Raw genomic sequence first — 13768 nt, 5'->3', positions numbered from 1 at the left:
GAAAATCAATCAAAAAAGGCCCTATCCACTGGATAGGGTCATTGTTTATCTTCTTTTTTAGTTTCCTGGTGGAAAATATTTTGCCAAGTCTCATGGCGACGCCATATACTAGTGTGGACGATGCCATCTAGCTCATAGCAAATGAGTTTGGTTTTTTGACTAATGGAAGTAATCTGAATGTCCTTGATTGTAGTAGGTAGTTCTTTTGCAACTTTATAAGCGCCCTTGTCCATCTGCTCTCCATCTTGACGGATATAGAGAAAGTCCTCAGCAAGGAGTTCTTCTAATTGATTTCCTTGGTCAATCAATTGCTCGCGCATGAGTAGTTTTTTATAGACATTGTCCAAAATTTCGTCTTCAGGTATAGGAGCAGGTTCGATATGAACATCGGTGTCAAAGACTCCAAAACGCTCTTCTAGCATGGATTCGACCTGGTCTGCTATTTCGTGACTTTCATAGACTGATAGGTCAGGATTCATCTCCAGCGTGATATCAAGGTAGATATTGCTACCGTAGGTGCGCCCTCTTTGGGACTTAACCTTACTAATCTTTGGAATCTCCATGATGGCCTTTTGGTAGTCCTCCAGCAGACGGTCATCAAAACCATCTGAAAGACTGAAGGAAGACTCGATAAAGATATCATAGGCTGTCTTTAAGATAAAGAAGGTGATGATGATAGCGACCAATTTATCCACGATTGGATAATTAAAACTGCTGGCTAGGATGGCAATGGAAGTCCCAAGCGAGGTGACAGCATCGGAAAGATTGTCCTTGGCGGCAGCCTTTAGTGCCTTGGACTTGGATCTCTTACTGAGGCGAGTATTATAGAGATAAACTGCGAACATGACTGCCGCAGAGATGACTCCGAGAGTTGCACCCAGAGGGTCGATAACCGTCTGTTCCCGACTGAGAATTTTTTGAATAGTGTCCCGAAGAACATCAAAGCCAACGTAGAACATGATGATGGAAGTAATCAAACTAGCCAAATCTTCAATCTTCCAGTGACCGAAACGATGGTCACGGTCTGCAGGCTGGCGTGCCATCCGAATACCGATCAGAAGAGCAACATTTCCGATAATATCGGATACGTTGTTGAAACCATCCGCTACCAAACTGGAGGACTGTAGGAGGTGGCCAGTCGCTAATTTTGCCGTAGATAAGAGGAGGTAGGTCGAAATGCTGATAATGGCACCACGTTCCGCCAACTTGAGATTTGATATGGATTGATTCATCGGACTTCCTTTCTAGTGCTGAGATTCTGTTTTCATTATACTGGTTTTCAAAGGAAAATTCAAATTTAGTCTTGTTTCATCGGATTTTAATTCTTGAAAATTGTTTAAATTTTGATATAATAGTACTACTCAAGGGAGTAGCTGGCAGAAACCTGTGATAGTGTCGTCATTCCGAATTTTATACTGCAAAGTATGTTTTCCGGCGCTATCTTAAACAGCGAGACTTGTTATGATTAACAGGTCTCTTTTTGTTTGTCATAAAACCAAAAGAGAGCTTGTTTTGCACACAAAGTCAAGGAGGAGACACATGTCAAAAGAACAAAAACGCCAAGCGTTTTATACTCAAAGTCCCGAAGAAGTCTTGAAGTCGGTTGAAGCAACTGAGCAAGGCCTTTCGTCAAGCGAAGCGCAGAAACGCCTAGCTGAATATGGGCGCAATGAACTCGAAGAGGGTGAGAAAAAATCTCTCTTGGTTAAATTCATCGAACAGTTTAAGGATTTGATGATTATTATTTTGGTTGCTGCAGCCATCTTGTCTGTCATAACTTCTGGTGGGGAAGATATTGCAGATGCCATCATTATTCTAGCCGTTGTTATCATCAACGCAGCCTTTGGTGTTTACCAAGAAGGAAAAGCAGAAGAAGCGATCGAAGCTCTCAAATCCATGTCTAGTCCAGCTGCTCGTGTTCTTCGTGATGGGCACATGGCTGAGATTGATTCTAAAGAATTGGTACCAGGTGATATTGTTGCCCTCGAAGCAGGTGACGTGGTGCCAGCAGACCTACGTTTGCTAGAAGCCAACTCTCTTAAAATTGAAGAAGCAGCTCTTACAGGTGAGTCTGTGCCAGTCGAAAAAGACTTGACCGTCGAGCTTGCTGCAGATGCTGGTATTGGTGACCGTGTCAATATGGCCTTCCAAAACTCAAACGTGACTTATGGTCGTGGTCTTGGTGTTGTTGTCAATACAGGTATGTACACGGAAGTTGGTCATATCGCTGGCATGCTCCAAGATGCGGATGAGACGGATACACCACTCAAACAAAACTTGAACAACCTTTCTAAGGTCTTGACCTATGCAATTTTGGTCATTGCGCTTGTTACTTTTGTAGTCGGAGTCTTCATTCAAGGTAAAAATCCACTTGGTGAGTTGATGACCTCTGTTGCGCTTGCTGTTGCAGCCATCCCAGAAGGACTTCCTGCTATCGTGACCATCGTTCTTGCCCTTGGTACTCAAGTTTTGGCAAAACGAAACTCTATCGTTCGTAAGTTGCCAGCAGTAGAAACACTTGGTTCAACTGAAATCATCGCTTCTGATAAGACTGGTACGCTTACCATGAACAAAATGACAGTCGAAAAAGTCTTCTATGATGCAGTCTTACATGACTCTGCTGATGACATTGAACTAGGTCTTGAAATGCCTCTTCTTCGTTCTGTTGTTTTGGCTAATGATACTAAGATTGATGCAGAAGGAAACCTGATCGGGGATCCAACGGAAACGGCCTTCATCCAGTATGCCTTGGACAAGGGCTACGATGTTAAAGGGTTCTTAGAGAAATATCCTCGTGTAGCTGAATTGCCGTTTGACTCAGATCGTAAACTTATGTCAACGATTCATCCATTGCCAGATGGGAAATTCCTTGTGGCGGTCAAGGGGGCTCCAGATCAACTTTTGAAACGTTGTGTTGCTCGTGATAAGGCTGGAGATGCCGCTCCGATTGATGAGAAAGTTACTGAATTAATCCATACAAACAACTCTGAAATGGCTCACCAAGCTCTGCGTGTCCTTGCAGGTGCTTATAAGATTATCGATAGTATTCCAGAAAATCTTACTTCTGAAGAGCTTGAAAACAACTTGATCTTTACTGGTTTGATTGGGATGATTGACCCTGAGCGTGCAGAAGCGGCAGAAGCTGTTCGTGTCGCTAAGGAAGCGGGAATCCGTCCAATCATGATTACGGGTGACCACCAAGACACAGCAGAAGCCATTGCCAAACGTTTGGGAATCATCGATGAAAATGACTCGGAAGACCATGTCTTGACTGGTGCTGAGCTCAACGAACTCTCTGATGAAGAATTTGAAAAAGTAGTTGGTCAATACTCTGTTTATGCGCGTGTATCTCCAGAGCACAAGGTTCGTATCGTCAAAGCTTGGCAAAACCAAGGTAAGGTCGTTGCTATGACAGGTGACGGTGTGAATGATGCACCAGCTCTGAAAACAGCCGATATTGGTATCGGTATGGGAATCACTGGTACAGAGGTTTCTAAGGGTGCTTCTGATATGATTCTTGCGGATGATAACTTTGCGACCATTATCGTCGCAGTTGAAGAAGGACGTAAGGTCTTCTCAAACATTCAAAAGACCATTCAGTACCTACTTTCTGCCAATACGGCTGAAGTTTTGACCATCTTCCTAGCAACCCTCTTTGGATGGGATGTTTTGCAACCAGTTCATCTTTTGTGGATCAATTTGGTAACCGATACCTTCCCAGCTATCGCTCTTGGTGTTGAACCTGCTGAGCCAGGTGTTATGACCCACAAACCTCGTGGACGTAAGTCAAGTTTCTTCTCAGGTGGGGTCTTGAGTTCTATCATCTATCAAGGTGTACTCCAAGGGGCACTGGTCTTGACCGTTTATGGCCTTGCTCTTACCTATCCAGTCCATGTAGGAGACAATCAAGCTATTCACGCAGATGCCCTTACCATGGCCTTTGCAACACTCGGTTTGATTCAGCTCTTCCATGCCTACAACGTTAAGTCTGTTTACCAATCCATCTTGACAGTTGGACCATTCAAGTCTAAGACCTTCAACTGGTCAATCTTGGTATCTTTCATTCTTCTTATGGCAACCATCGTTGTAGAACCGCTTGAAGGTATCTTCCACGTAACCAAACTAGACTTGTCACAATGGGCCATTGTTCTGGCTGGAAGCTTCTCAATGATACTTATCGTAGAAATCGTTAAGTTTGTTCAACGTAAACTTGGTCTTGATAAGAACGCAATTTAAAAAGAAAGTCATCTTCGGATGGCTTTTTTTGCATTTGAGGGAAAGGACTAGAAGTTGCCCTCTTTTGTGCTATAATAAAGTAAAGTTGTAAGGAGCGTAAGAGAATGGAAAAGAAAATTGTTCGAGATGTCCTATTCTTGTCGCAGGTCTCGAAACCTGCAAGTCAAGAAGACCTTTATCTGGCTAAGGATTTGCAGGATACCCTGCTGGCTAATCGCGAGACCTGTGTCGGTTTGGCGGCCAATATGATTGGGGAGCAGAAGCGCGTGATTATCTTTAATCTCGGCCTAGTTCCCATGGTTATGTTTAATCCCATTCTCCTTTCCTATAAAGGGCCTTATGAGACAGAGGAAGGTTGTTTGTCTTTGACTGGGGTTCGACCGACGACTCGTTATGAAACGATTACGGTTTCCTATCGCGATAGCAAGTGGCAGGAACAGACTATTACGCTAACAGGTTTTCCAGCTCAGATATGCCAACATGAACTGGATCATTTGGAAGGACGAATTATTTAGGAGGAACTCAGATGAAACGCATACTATTTGAACTTGTTTTTATTGCAACGACCTGGTATATCTTTTTGCCTCCCTTCAATCTTACTAGCTGGGAATTCATCTTCTTTCTTTGTGGGCATCTGGTGGTGATGGGGATTTTGTTTAGTTTCCGCAAGGATTCCAATCTCCTCAAAACGGTTCATGTGCGTCATGGCAAGCCTGCCAATGAGCTCAATCTAGAAGGACTTCATTTTACCAAACTCAGTAGAGGATTGTTGCTGGCTGCAGGCCTTATCTTTGCCCTTGCTGGTCTGGTAAGCTTAGTGACATCAAGCTTTTTCCAAGCAAAAAACTATGCTAATGTGGTTTCTATCACCGAAAAAGACTTTAAAGATTTTCCTAAGAGTGATACCAGTAAGGTTCCGATCTTGGATCGGAGCACTGCAGAAAAAATTGGGGACCGTTATCTGGGCTCTCTGACGGATAAGGTATCCCAGTACGTCGCAGCAGATACCTATACGCAACTAACGGTTGATGGCAAACCTTATCGGGTAACTCCTTTGGAGTATGCTGATCCCATCAAATGGTTTAACAATCAAACCAAGGGGATTGGCGAGTATATCAAGGTTGATATGGTGACAGGAAATGCGGAATTGGTAGATTTAAAAACACCGATGAAGTATTCAGACTCTGAGTATTTTAACCGCGATGTCAAACGTCATCTTCGGATTAAGTACCCAACCAAGATTTTTAAAAAGCCATCCTTTGAGGTGGATGATGAAGGCAATCCTTTCTATGTAGCAACCGTTTATCAAAAGCGGTTTGGTCTAGGAGTTCCTCGTCCTTCATCTGTTATTATCTTGGATGCTACCAATGGCGAAACCAAGGAATACAGCTTGGAAGAAGTGCCAGAATGGGTGGACCGTGTCTATCCAGCCGAAGAAACCATCGAACAAATCAACTACAACGGCAAGTACAAAGACGGCTTCTGGAATGCCTTGATTTCTAAGAAAAATGTTACCCAAACGACAGAGGGCTATAACTATCTTTCTATCGGAAATGACATTTATCTCTACACAGGTGTGACTTCAGCAAATGCTGACGAAAGTAATTTAGGATTTATCCTTGAAAACATGCGCACTGGTGAAATCACCAAGTACAATCTAGCATCAGCAACCGAAGAATCTGCCCGTGCTTCCGCAGAAGGAGCAGTGCAGGAGAAGGCCTACAAGGCGACCTTCCCTATCCTTGTCAATCTCAATGATAAACCACTCTATATCATGGGCTTGAAGGACAATGCAGGCTTGGTCAAGGAGTATGCCTTGGTTGATGCAGTGGAGTACCAAAACGTCATCGTAGCAGCTACGGTAGATGAACTCCTCAGCAAATATGCCAATAAAAATGACCTCGAGCTGGATAATGAAACGGTAGAAAACATCAAGGGAGTGGTTTCAGACCTTAAATCAGCTGTTATCAAGGGTGACACCGTCTACTTCTTCAAAGTTGATGGCAAGATTTATAAAGTCAAGGCTTCCGTGTCAGACGACCTTCCTTACCTTGAAAATGGGCAATCCTTTGAAGGTCAAGTTGGAAAAGATAATTATCTCAAGACCTTTAAAGTACAATAATACTCTTCGAAAATCAAATTCAAACTACGTCAGCGTCGCCTTGCCGTACTCAAGTACTGCCTGCGGCTAGCTTCCTAGTTTGCTCTTTGATTTTCATTGAGTATAAAAATAGGTTTTCTCAGTTCAAGGAGAAAAAAGATAAATTCTTATCTATCTTAACAAGCTTAGCTGGCACAGCCCTTGTTCTCGTGGCTATCTGGTTAGGATGGCCAAAATAAACAGAGAAACCTCGGTGTGAACCGAGGTTTTTAAGATGAAATTCTTGGTCGTGGTTGAAAAATATGCTACACTAACAATATGAAAATTTTAATCCCAACAGCAAAAGAAATGAACACAGACCATCCTTGTATCGAAGCGCTCCCCTTGAGGGAAGAAAGTCAGGTAGTCCTTGACTCACTGGCGCACTACTCAGCCAGTGAATTAGAGACTTTTTATAAGGTATCTGCCGAGAAAGCAGAAGAAGAGTACGCTCATATTCAAGCTTTAAAAGATCACAGGGCTAAACATTATCCAGCCTTGAAACTTTTCGATGGTCTCATGTATCGTCACATCAAACGAGATGAGTTAACCAAGGCTGAACAAACCTATCTTGAAAATCATGTCCTAATTACCTCGGCTTTATACGGTGTTGTCCCCGCCTTGTCGCCAATGGCTCCTCACCGTTTGGACTTCTTGATGAAGTTAAAAGTTGCTGGGAAGACTTTAAAGAGTCATTGGAAGTCAGCCTACGATGAGGCACTAGAGGATGAGGATTTGATATTCTCACTCCTATCATCAGAGTTTGAAACCGTATTTTCGAAGGAAATTAGAGAAAAGATGGTGACCTTCAAATTTATGGAGGACAAGGCAGGCCAGCTGAAAATCCACTCAACCATTTCAAAAAAAGCCCGTGGTGCCTTTTTAACCGCCTTGATAGAGGGGCAAGTCCATACAGTCGAACAAGCTCGCAAGCTCCGCTTTGCCGGCTTTGACTACCGACCTGATTTATCAAGTGATTTAGAACTCGTCTTTGTGAAACAAGCATAAAACCAGCTCATTCGAGCTGGTTTTTGCTAGATTAGTTGATGGCTACAAGAAGGTCGTCCGCTTGTTTTGCAAGTGATGAAGCAGTTGCTTCTTCTAACACCAATTTTCCGTCTGCCCAAGCAGAGTCATTGACACGAGCAGCTGTAAAATCACCAACGACTTGTGTACGGATAAATGGCAAGAGGTCTTTGTAAATAGCAAAGAGTTGATCGTGACCAGCATTGGCTACAGATGAGACAGTAACAAACTTGTCTTGGAGGGCAGAAGCACCACGTGTATCAGACAAGTCAATGGCGCGAGAGAGCCAGTCAAGCAAGTTTTTCACTGTTCCAGGGATAGAGAAGTTGTAGACTGGAGAGAAGATCCAGATAGCATCCGCAGCAAGGACTGCTTCACGAGCAGCAGCTACAGCTGGATGAGTTGGAACTTCCAAATCTTGGCTGAAGAGAGGAACAGCTGAGTAATCAAGATAGCTAACTTCTGCTTTTCCAGCAAGTGCTTTTTCAGCTTCGAGGGCAATTTGGTGGTTGAAAGAACCTTGGCGAAGTGAACCGACGATAAATAATACTTTTTTAGACATGATATGTCTCCTTTAGTTTAAAATTCAAAGAGCGAACCCTTTTGTTACCATCTATGTTACAACAAAAAATACTAATTAGCAATAATTTTGCTCACAAATTTTTAAATTTTTTTAAAACGTGGATTAAGTCTTCCTTTTCGCTATCTTCCAAGATGCTGAGTGCTTCTACGATAGAATCGATATGGTCAGGAAGAACCTCTTCGATTTTTCTACATCCTGCAGGTGTTAATTTCAGGAAAAAAGAACGACGGTCTTTGGGATCACAAGTTTTAGAAATCCACCCATCTCGAACCATATTTCGAATAACAACAGTCATGTTTCCAGAAGTGGCCAACATTTTTTCAATCAAATCCTGAATGCGCAGTTCTCCCTTGCTATAGAGAGTTTCCAGAACGGAAAATTGAGTAGGGGTTAGTCCGTGTTCTTTGGCAGCCTTGGTTTCATAAGGTTTAAAAGTTCGTATGGCTTTATTGATAACGATAGCCGTTTTTAAGTCTAGTTGATTATCGGAAATTTTCTTTTTCAAATATTGTTTCATAAGGGTATTCTATCAATAAATAAATAGAAATACAATAGGCATGGATTTCATAGGGAAATTATCTCAGAAAGTTCCTATATTCACTTGTAATAAAGGAAGAGAGATGGTAAAATAGACGAGTGAAACAAAGACAGAAAAAAGCAAAAAACAAGCTACTTTTACAGTATGGAATCGGTATTTCTCTGGTACTGCTAGTCATGACGACTTCCTTCCTTTATCTGATATCACTCAGCATGAAACCCTATCAAGATGCTAGGGTTGAGGGAGAAAAGCTGGCCAAGCAGTATGCAGAATTGGAACAGGCAGATCAGGTTGATTTTTATAATGGACTAGAAGGTTATTATAGCGTTTTAGGACATAATAAAAAGCAAGAGGCCATTGCCGTACTGATTGAAAAGAATGATCACAAGATTTATGTTTACCAGCTTGATAAGGGGATTTCTCAAGACAAGGCAGCGACGATTTCGAGGGAAAAAGGAGCTAGCGACATTGACAAGATTACTTTTGGTCGTTATCAGGACAAGCCGATTTGGGAAGTTAAATCAGGAAACCACTACTATCTGGTGGACTTTGAAACAGGAGTAGTGATCCAATAAGGAGGGCATATGAAACTATCCAAACGTGTACTAGAAATGGAAGAAAGCGTCACCCTAGCCAGTGATGCAAGAGCCAAAGCTTTAAAAGCTCAAGGAAAAGATGTTCTTTTCTTAACCTTGGGACAGCCTGATTTTCATACTCCTGAAAATATTCAGGATGCGGCGGTGGAAGCGATTCGTGATGGACGAGCTTCATTTTATACAGTTGCTTCAGGTCTGCTAGACTTAAAGGCTGCGGTTAATACCTACTTTGAACGCTATTATGGCTATTCTGTAGCAACCAACGAGATTACTTTTGCTACAGGTGCTAAGTTCTCTCTCTATACCTTTTTTATGGCTGTGGTCAATCCAGGTGATGAGGTCATCATCCCTACACCATACTGGGTCAGTTATGGGGACCAAGTCAAGATGGCAGAAGGTGTGCCGGTCTTTGTCCAAGCCAAGGAAGACAATCACTTTAAAGTAACGGTCGAGCAGCTAGAAGCGGCCCGAACAGATAAGACCAAGGTCTTGGTTCTCAATTCGCCATCGAATCCGACCGGTATGATTTACACTCGTGAGGAATTGATGGCTATCGGAAATTGGGCGGTTGAACATGATGTCCTCATCCTAGCAGATGATATCTATGGTCGCCTAGTTTATAATGGAAATGAATTTGTTCCAATTTCTAGTCTGTCAGAAGCGATTCGCAAGCAAACCATCGTGATCAACGGTGTATCTAAGGCCTATGCCATGACCGGTTGGCGGGTAGGTTATGCTGTAGGAAATCCTGAAATTATCGCTGCTATGAGCAAATTGACAGGACAAACAACCTCAAACCTAACTGCTGTATCACAATATGCTACCATTGAAGCCCTAACTGGACCACAAGACTCTGTCGAAACCATGCGCCAAGCATTTGAGGAACGGTTGAATACCATCTATCCTCTTTTGTGCCAAGTGCCAGGATTTGAAGTAGTCAAGCCCCAAGGAGCTTTCTATCTTTTCCCAAATGTTAAAAAAGCGATGGAGATGAAGGGCTATACCGATGTGACGGAGTTTACAACAGCTATTCTTGAAGAAGTTGGTCTCGCCTTGATTACAGGAGCTGGATTTGGAGCACCAGAAAATGTTCGTCTCAGCTATGCCACAGACTTGGATACTTTGAAAGAAGCTATTCGTCGTTTGCATCAATTTATGGAAAAATAAAACTCAAAATCTTCGCCTTTTTGGCGAAGATTTTTTGTAACGAAAATCTCGCGAATTTTCTCTAGTCGAACCTAGCTATCAGAGTCTATTTGTGGTAAAATAATGAGTAATGACGTCTTCGGACAAGTTAAAGAAAAGGAAGATAAAACATGACAAAACGTGTAACAATTATCGAAGTAAAAGACTACGTTGGTCAAGAAGTGACCATTGGAGCCTGGGTTGCCAACAAATCAGGAAAAGGGAAAATTGCCTTCTTGCAATTGCGTGATGGAACAGCCTTCTTCCAAGGTGTAGCCTTTAAACCAAACTTTATTGAAAAGTTCGGCGAAGAAGTTGGTCTTGAAAAATTTGAAACGATCAAACACTTGAGTCAAGAGACTTCTGTTTATGTGACAGGAATTGTCAAAGAAGATGAGCGTTCTAAGTTTGGCTATGAGCTCGATATCACAGACATCGAAGTGATCGGTGAATCTCAAGACTACCCAATCACTCCAAAAGAACACGGAACAGACTTCTTGATGGACAACCGTCACTTGTGGCTCCGTTCTCGTAAGCAAGTAGCGGTGATGCAAATCCGTAACGCTATTATCTATGCAACTTATGAGTTCTTCGACAAGAACGGCTTCATGAAGTTTGATAGCCCAATCCTTTCAGGAAATGCGGCAGAAGATTCAACTGAACTCTTTGAAACAGACTACTTCGGAACGCCAGCCTACTTGAGCCAATCAGGTCAGCTTTACTTAGAGGCAGGTGCTATGGCCCTTGGCCGTGTCTTTGACTTTGGTCCAGTATTCCGTGCGGAGAAATCAAAAACGCGTCGTCACTTGACTGAGTTCTGGATGATGGATGCTGAGTACTCCTACTTGACACATGATGAGTCACTTGACTTGCAAGAAGCTTATGTTAAAGCCCTTCTTCAAGGTGTTCTAGACCGTGCTCCTCAAGCCTTGGAAACCTTGGAACGTGATACAGAGCTCTTGAAACGCTACATTGCAGAGCCTTTCAAACGCATCACTTACGATCAAGCCATTGACCTCTTGCAAGAGCATGAAAACGATGAAGATGCAGACTACGAGCATTTGGAACATGGAGATGACTTCGGTTCACCGCATGAAACTTGGATTTCAAACCACTTTGGTGTGCCAACTTTCGTTATCAACTATCCAGCAGCTATCAAGGCCTTCTACATGAAACCAGTCCCTGGAAACCCAGATCGCGTGCTTTGTGCAGACTTGCTTGCGCCAGAAGGTTACGGAGAAATCATCGGTGGTTCCATGCGTGAGGAAGACTACGATGCCCTTGTCGCTAAGATGGAATCACTTGGTATGGATCGTACAGAGTACGAATTCTACCTTGACCTTCGTAAATACGGTACAGTACCACACGGTGGATTTGGTATCGGTATCGAGCGTATGGTAACTTTCGCAGCTGGAACCAAACACATCCGTGAAGCCATTCCATTCCCACGTATGTTGCACCGTATCAAACCATAAATTAGTAAAAAGAAGATAATTTCATCTTCTTTTTTCACTTTTATCTTGCTATCTATCAGTTTTTCTAGTATAATAGTTTATTGTGAGCAAACCTCACTTACCCCTTGCAAAGACTAGGGGTCATTAGACCAAAAGGAGGAACATATCAATGGCTAAATACGAAATTCTTTATATCATTCGTCCAAACATTGAAGAAGAAGCGAAAAACGCTTTGGTAGCACGTTTTGACTCTATCTTGACTGACAACGGTGCAACTGTTGTTGAATCAAAATCATGGGAAAAACGTCGTCTTGCATACGAAATCCAAGATTTCCGTGAAGGACTTTACCACATCGTTAACGTTGAAGCAAACGACGACGCAGCTCTTAAAGAGTTTGACCGTCTTTCAAAAATCAACGCTGACATTCTTCGTCACATGATCGTCAAACTTGACGCGTAAGAAGGTAAATTATGATTAACAATGTTGTACTTGTAGGGCGTATGACACGTGACGCTGAGTTACGTTATACCCCATCAAATGTAGCAGTTGCGACTTTTACTCTTGCAGTAAACCGTACATTTAAGAGTCAAAATGGCGAACGTGAGGCTGATTTCATCAATGTCGTTATGTGGCGCCAACAGGCTGAAAATCTTGCTAACTGGGCTAAAAAAGGCTCTCTTATCGGGATCACAGGTCGTATCCAGACTCGTAGTTACGATAACCAGCAAGGACAACGTGTCTACGTAACAGAAGTCGTGGCTGAGAATTTCCAAATGTTGGAAAGCCGCGGAGTGCGCGAAGGACATACAGGTGGAGCTTATTCTGCCCCAACTGCTGGTCAATCAGCACCTGCAAACCCAGTACCAGACTTTTCACGTTCTGAAAATCCATTTGGAGCAACAAATCCATTGGATATTTCAGATGATGATTTACCATTCTAATGGACAATTAATACTATAAAGGAGAAAAAACATGGCTCAACAACGTCGTGGCGGATTCAAACGCCGTAAAAAAGTTGATTACATCGCAGCAAACAAAATTGAATATGTTGATTACAAAGATACTGAGCTTCTTAGCCGTTTCGTTTCAGAACGTGGGAAAATCCTTCCTCGTCGTGTAACAGGAACTTCAGCTAAAAACCAACGTAAAGTAACAACAGCTATCAAACGCGCTCGCGTAATGGCTTTGATGCCTTTCGTAAACGAAGATTAAAAAAGAGGTCCAGTGGACCTCTTTTTCATGAGCTTGAAAACTAGAAAGCGAATTAAGACCCCAACGGGTCTTTTTTTCACGAGCTTTGAAACGAGAAGGCGACTTCGGTCCAGTGGCCCTTTTTTAGACTTTTCCAGGACTCTGTTAGAATGGAGTCCCTTTTGACCGAGCAAGATTTTTTTGTCTTACTAGGTTTTTTCTTTTAATCTTTATTATCGTGCTATAATGGTAGGAGAAAGCTTTAAAGGAGCAACTTATGAAGACGACATGTTCAATTAGAAAAATGCAAGAATCTGACATTAAAGATCTATCTCGAGGATTTATCAGACAAGGTTGGCCAAGTAGAGAGGAGATTTTAACTCGATATTTTAAAGAGCAGGAAAGTGGAGAGAGGGAAGTGTTAATTGCTGACCTTACTAGTACTGTAGCGGGCTACATTAGTATTTTACCCGATGCTAAGCAGGGTCCCTTTGCTGGAAGGGCTCCGGAACTTTCAGATTTTAATGTCTTTGAGCCTTTTCAAAATCAAGGAATTGGAAACCTCTTGATGGAAGAGGCAGAAAGACGAGTAAAGCTTTTTTCAGACAAAGTGACGTTGGGTGTAGGTTTGCACTCAGGCTATGGACCTGCCCAGAGATTGTATATCAGACGGGGCTATATTCCAGATGGTTCAGGTGTTTGGTATCGAAATCAGCCCTTGGAAATGAATGCAACTATTCAAAATAATGATGATTTAGTTCTGTACCTATCCAAGAAGTTCGAATAAGAGATAGCGAATTTTTTTGAAGATAGGGGAT

15 protein-coding genes are annotated in these 13768 nt (G+C 42.5%); 12 read left to right on the top strand and 3 right to left on the bottom strand.

All coding sequences use genetic code 11. The features are described from left to right. Positions 1 to 38: 38 nt before the first annotated feature. Positions 39 to 1232 (bottom strand): cation diffusion facilitator family transporter, encoded by a 1194-nt coding sequence (locus tag ACVC7S_RS05765; protein WP_447266499.1) that lies wholly within the window; start codon positions 1230 to 1232, stop codon positions 39 to 41. A 307-nt stretch (positions 1233 to 1539) separates the two neighbouring features. On the opposite strand from ACVC7S_RS05765, the gene ACVC7S_RS05760 reads away from it, so the two are divergent. From ACVC7S_RS05760 to yaaA, 5 genes are all read left to right on the top strand, one after another. Then, positions 1540 to 4236, top strand: a complete 2697-nt coding sequence (locus ACVC7S_RS05760) for a cation-translocating P-type ATPase (RefSeq protein ID WP_447266498.1) — start codon at positions 1540 to 1542, stop codon at positions 4234 to 4236. Positions 4237 to 4340: 104 nt separating this feature from the next. Then, positions 4341 to 4751: a peptide deformylase gene (locus ACVC7S_RS05755; protein ID WP_447266497.1), complete on the top strand. Its 411-nt coding sequence runs from the start codon at positions 4341 to 4343 to the stop codon at positions 4749 to 4751. A gap of 11 nt (positions 4752 to 4762) precedes the next feature. Beyond that, positions 4763 to 6358, top strand: a complete 1596-nt coding sequence (locus tag ACVC7S_RS05750; protein ID WP_447266496.1) for a hypothetical protein — start codon at positions 4763 to 4765, stop codon at positions 6356 to 6358. A gap of 86 nt (positions 6359 to 6444) precedes the next feature. Continuing rightward, on the top strand, positions 6445 to 6576 hold the full coding sequence (locus tag ACVC7S_RS05745) for a DUF3953 domain-containing protein (RefSeq protein WP_002874755.1): 132 nt from the start codon (positions 6445 to 6447) through the stop codon (positions 6574 to 6576). 79 nt (positions 6577 to 6655) lie between these two features. After that, positions 6656 to 7384: a peroxide stress protein YaaA gene (gene yaaA, locus ACVC7S_RS05740; protein ID WP_000697764.1), complete on the top strand. Its 729-nt coding sequence runs from the start codon at positions 6656 to 6658 to the stop codon at positions 7382 to 7384. Between the two features lie 31 nt (positions 7385 to 7415). On the opposite strand, the gene ACVC7S_RS05735 is transcribed toward yaaA, so the two are convergent. Then, positions 7416 to 7964, bottom strand: coding sequence for an NADPH-dependent FMN reductase (locus ACVC7S_RS05735; protein ID WP_447266495.1), 549 nt, complete (start codon positions 7962 to 7964; stop codon positions 7416 to 7418). A 91-nt stretch (positions 7965 to 8055) separates the two neighbouring features. Then, positions 8056 to 8502, bottom strand: a complete 447-nt coding sequence (locus ACVC7S_RS05730; RefSeq protein ID WP_447266494.1) for a MarR family winged helix-turn-helix transcriptional regulator — start codon at positions 8500 to 8502, stop codon at positions 8056 to 8058. A gap of 119 nt (positions 8503 to 8621) precedes the next feature. Between ACVC7S_RS05730 and ACVC7S_RS05725 the strand changes: the two genes are divergently transcribed. From ACVC7S_RS05725 to ACVC7S_RS05695, 7 genes are all read left to right on the top strand, one after another. Further along, a complete protein-coding gene (locus tag ACVC7S_RS05725; protein WP_447266493.1) occupies positions 8622 to 9098 on the top strand; it encodes a cell wall elongation regulator TseB-like domain-containing protein in 477 nt (158 codons plus the stop codon). A 9-nt stretch (positions 9099 to 9107) separates the two neighbouring features. Continuing rightward, positions 9108 to 10286, top strand: a complete 1179-nt coding sequence (locus tag ACVC7S_RS05720) for a pyridoxal phosphate-dependent aminotransferase (protein WP_447266492.1) — start codon at positions 9108 to 9110, stop codon at positions 10284 to 10286. 149 nt (positions 10287 to 10435) lie between these two features. Further along, complete coding sequence (gene asnS / locus ACVC7S_RS05715; RefSeq protein WP_447266491.1) at positions 10436 to 11779, top strand: asparagine--tRNA ligase; 1344 nt, start codon at positions 10436 to 10438, stop codon at positions 11777 to 11779. 148 nt (positions 11780 to 11927) lie between these two features. Further along, positions 11928 to 12218: a 30S ribosomal protein S6 gene (gene rpsF / locus ACVC7S_RS05710; protein WP_001151782.1), complete on the top strand. Its 291-nt coding sequence runs from the start codon at positions 11928 to 11930 to the stop codon at positions 12216 to 12218. An 11-nt stretch (positions 12219 to 12229) separates the two neighbouring features. Then, complete coding sequence (ssbA, locus tag ACVC7S_RS05705) at positions 12230 to 12700, top strand: single-stranded DNA-binding protein SsbA (RefSeq protein WP_000609596.1); 471 nt, start codon at positions 12230 to 12232, stop codon at positions 12698 to 12700. 31 nt (positions 12701 to 12731) lie between these two features. Further along, positions 12732 to 12971, top strand: a complete 240-nt coding sequence (gene rpsR, locus ACVC7S_RS05700) for a 30S ribosomal protein S18 (protein WP_000068664.1) — start codon at positions 12732 to 12734, stop codon at positions 12969 to 12971. 256 nt (positions 12972 to 13227) lie between these two features. Beyond that, positions 13228 to 13737 carry a GNAT family N-acetyltransferase gene (locus tag ACVC7S_RS05695; RefSeq protein ID WP_447266490.1) on the top strand — a complete coding sequence of 170 codons (510 nt, stop codon included), beginning with the start codon at positions 13228 to 13230 and terminating at the stop codon, positions 13735 to 13737. Positions 13738 to 13768 lie beyond the last annotated feature (31 nt).

This window comes from Streptococcus sp. Z556 (assembly GCF_053010225.1).
This window is presented reverse-complemented; position numbering and strand designations above follow the sequence as displayed.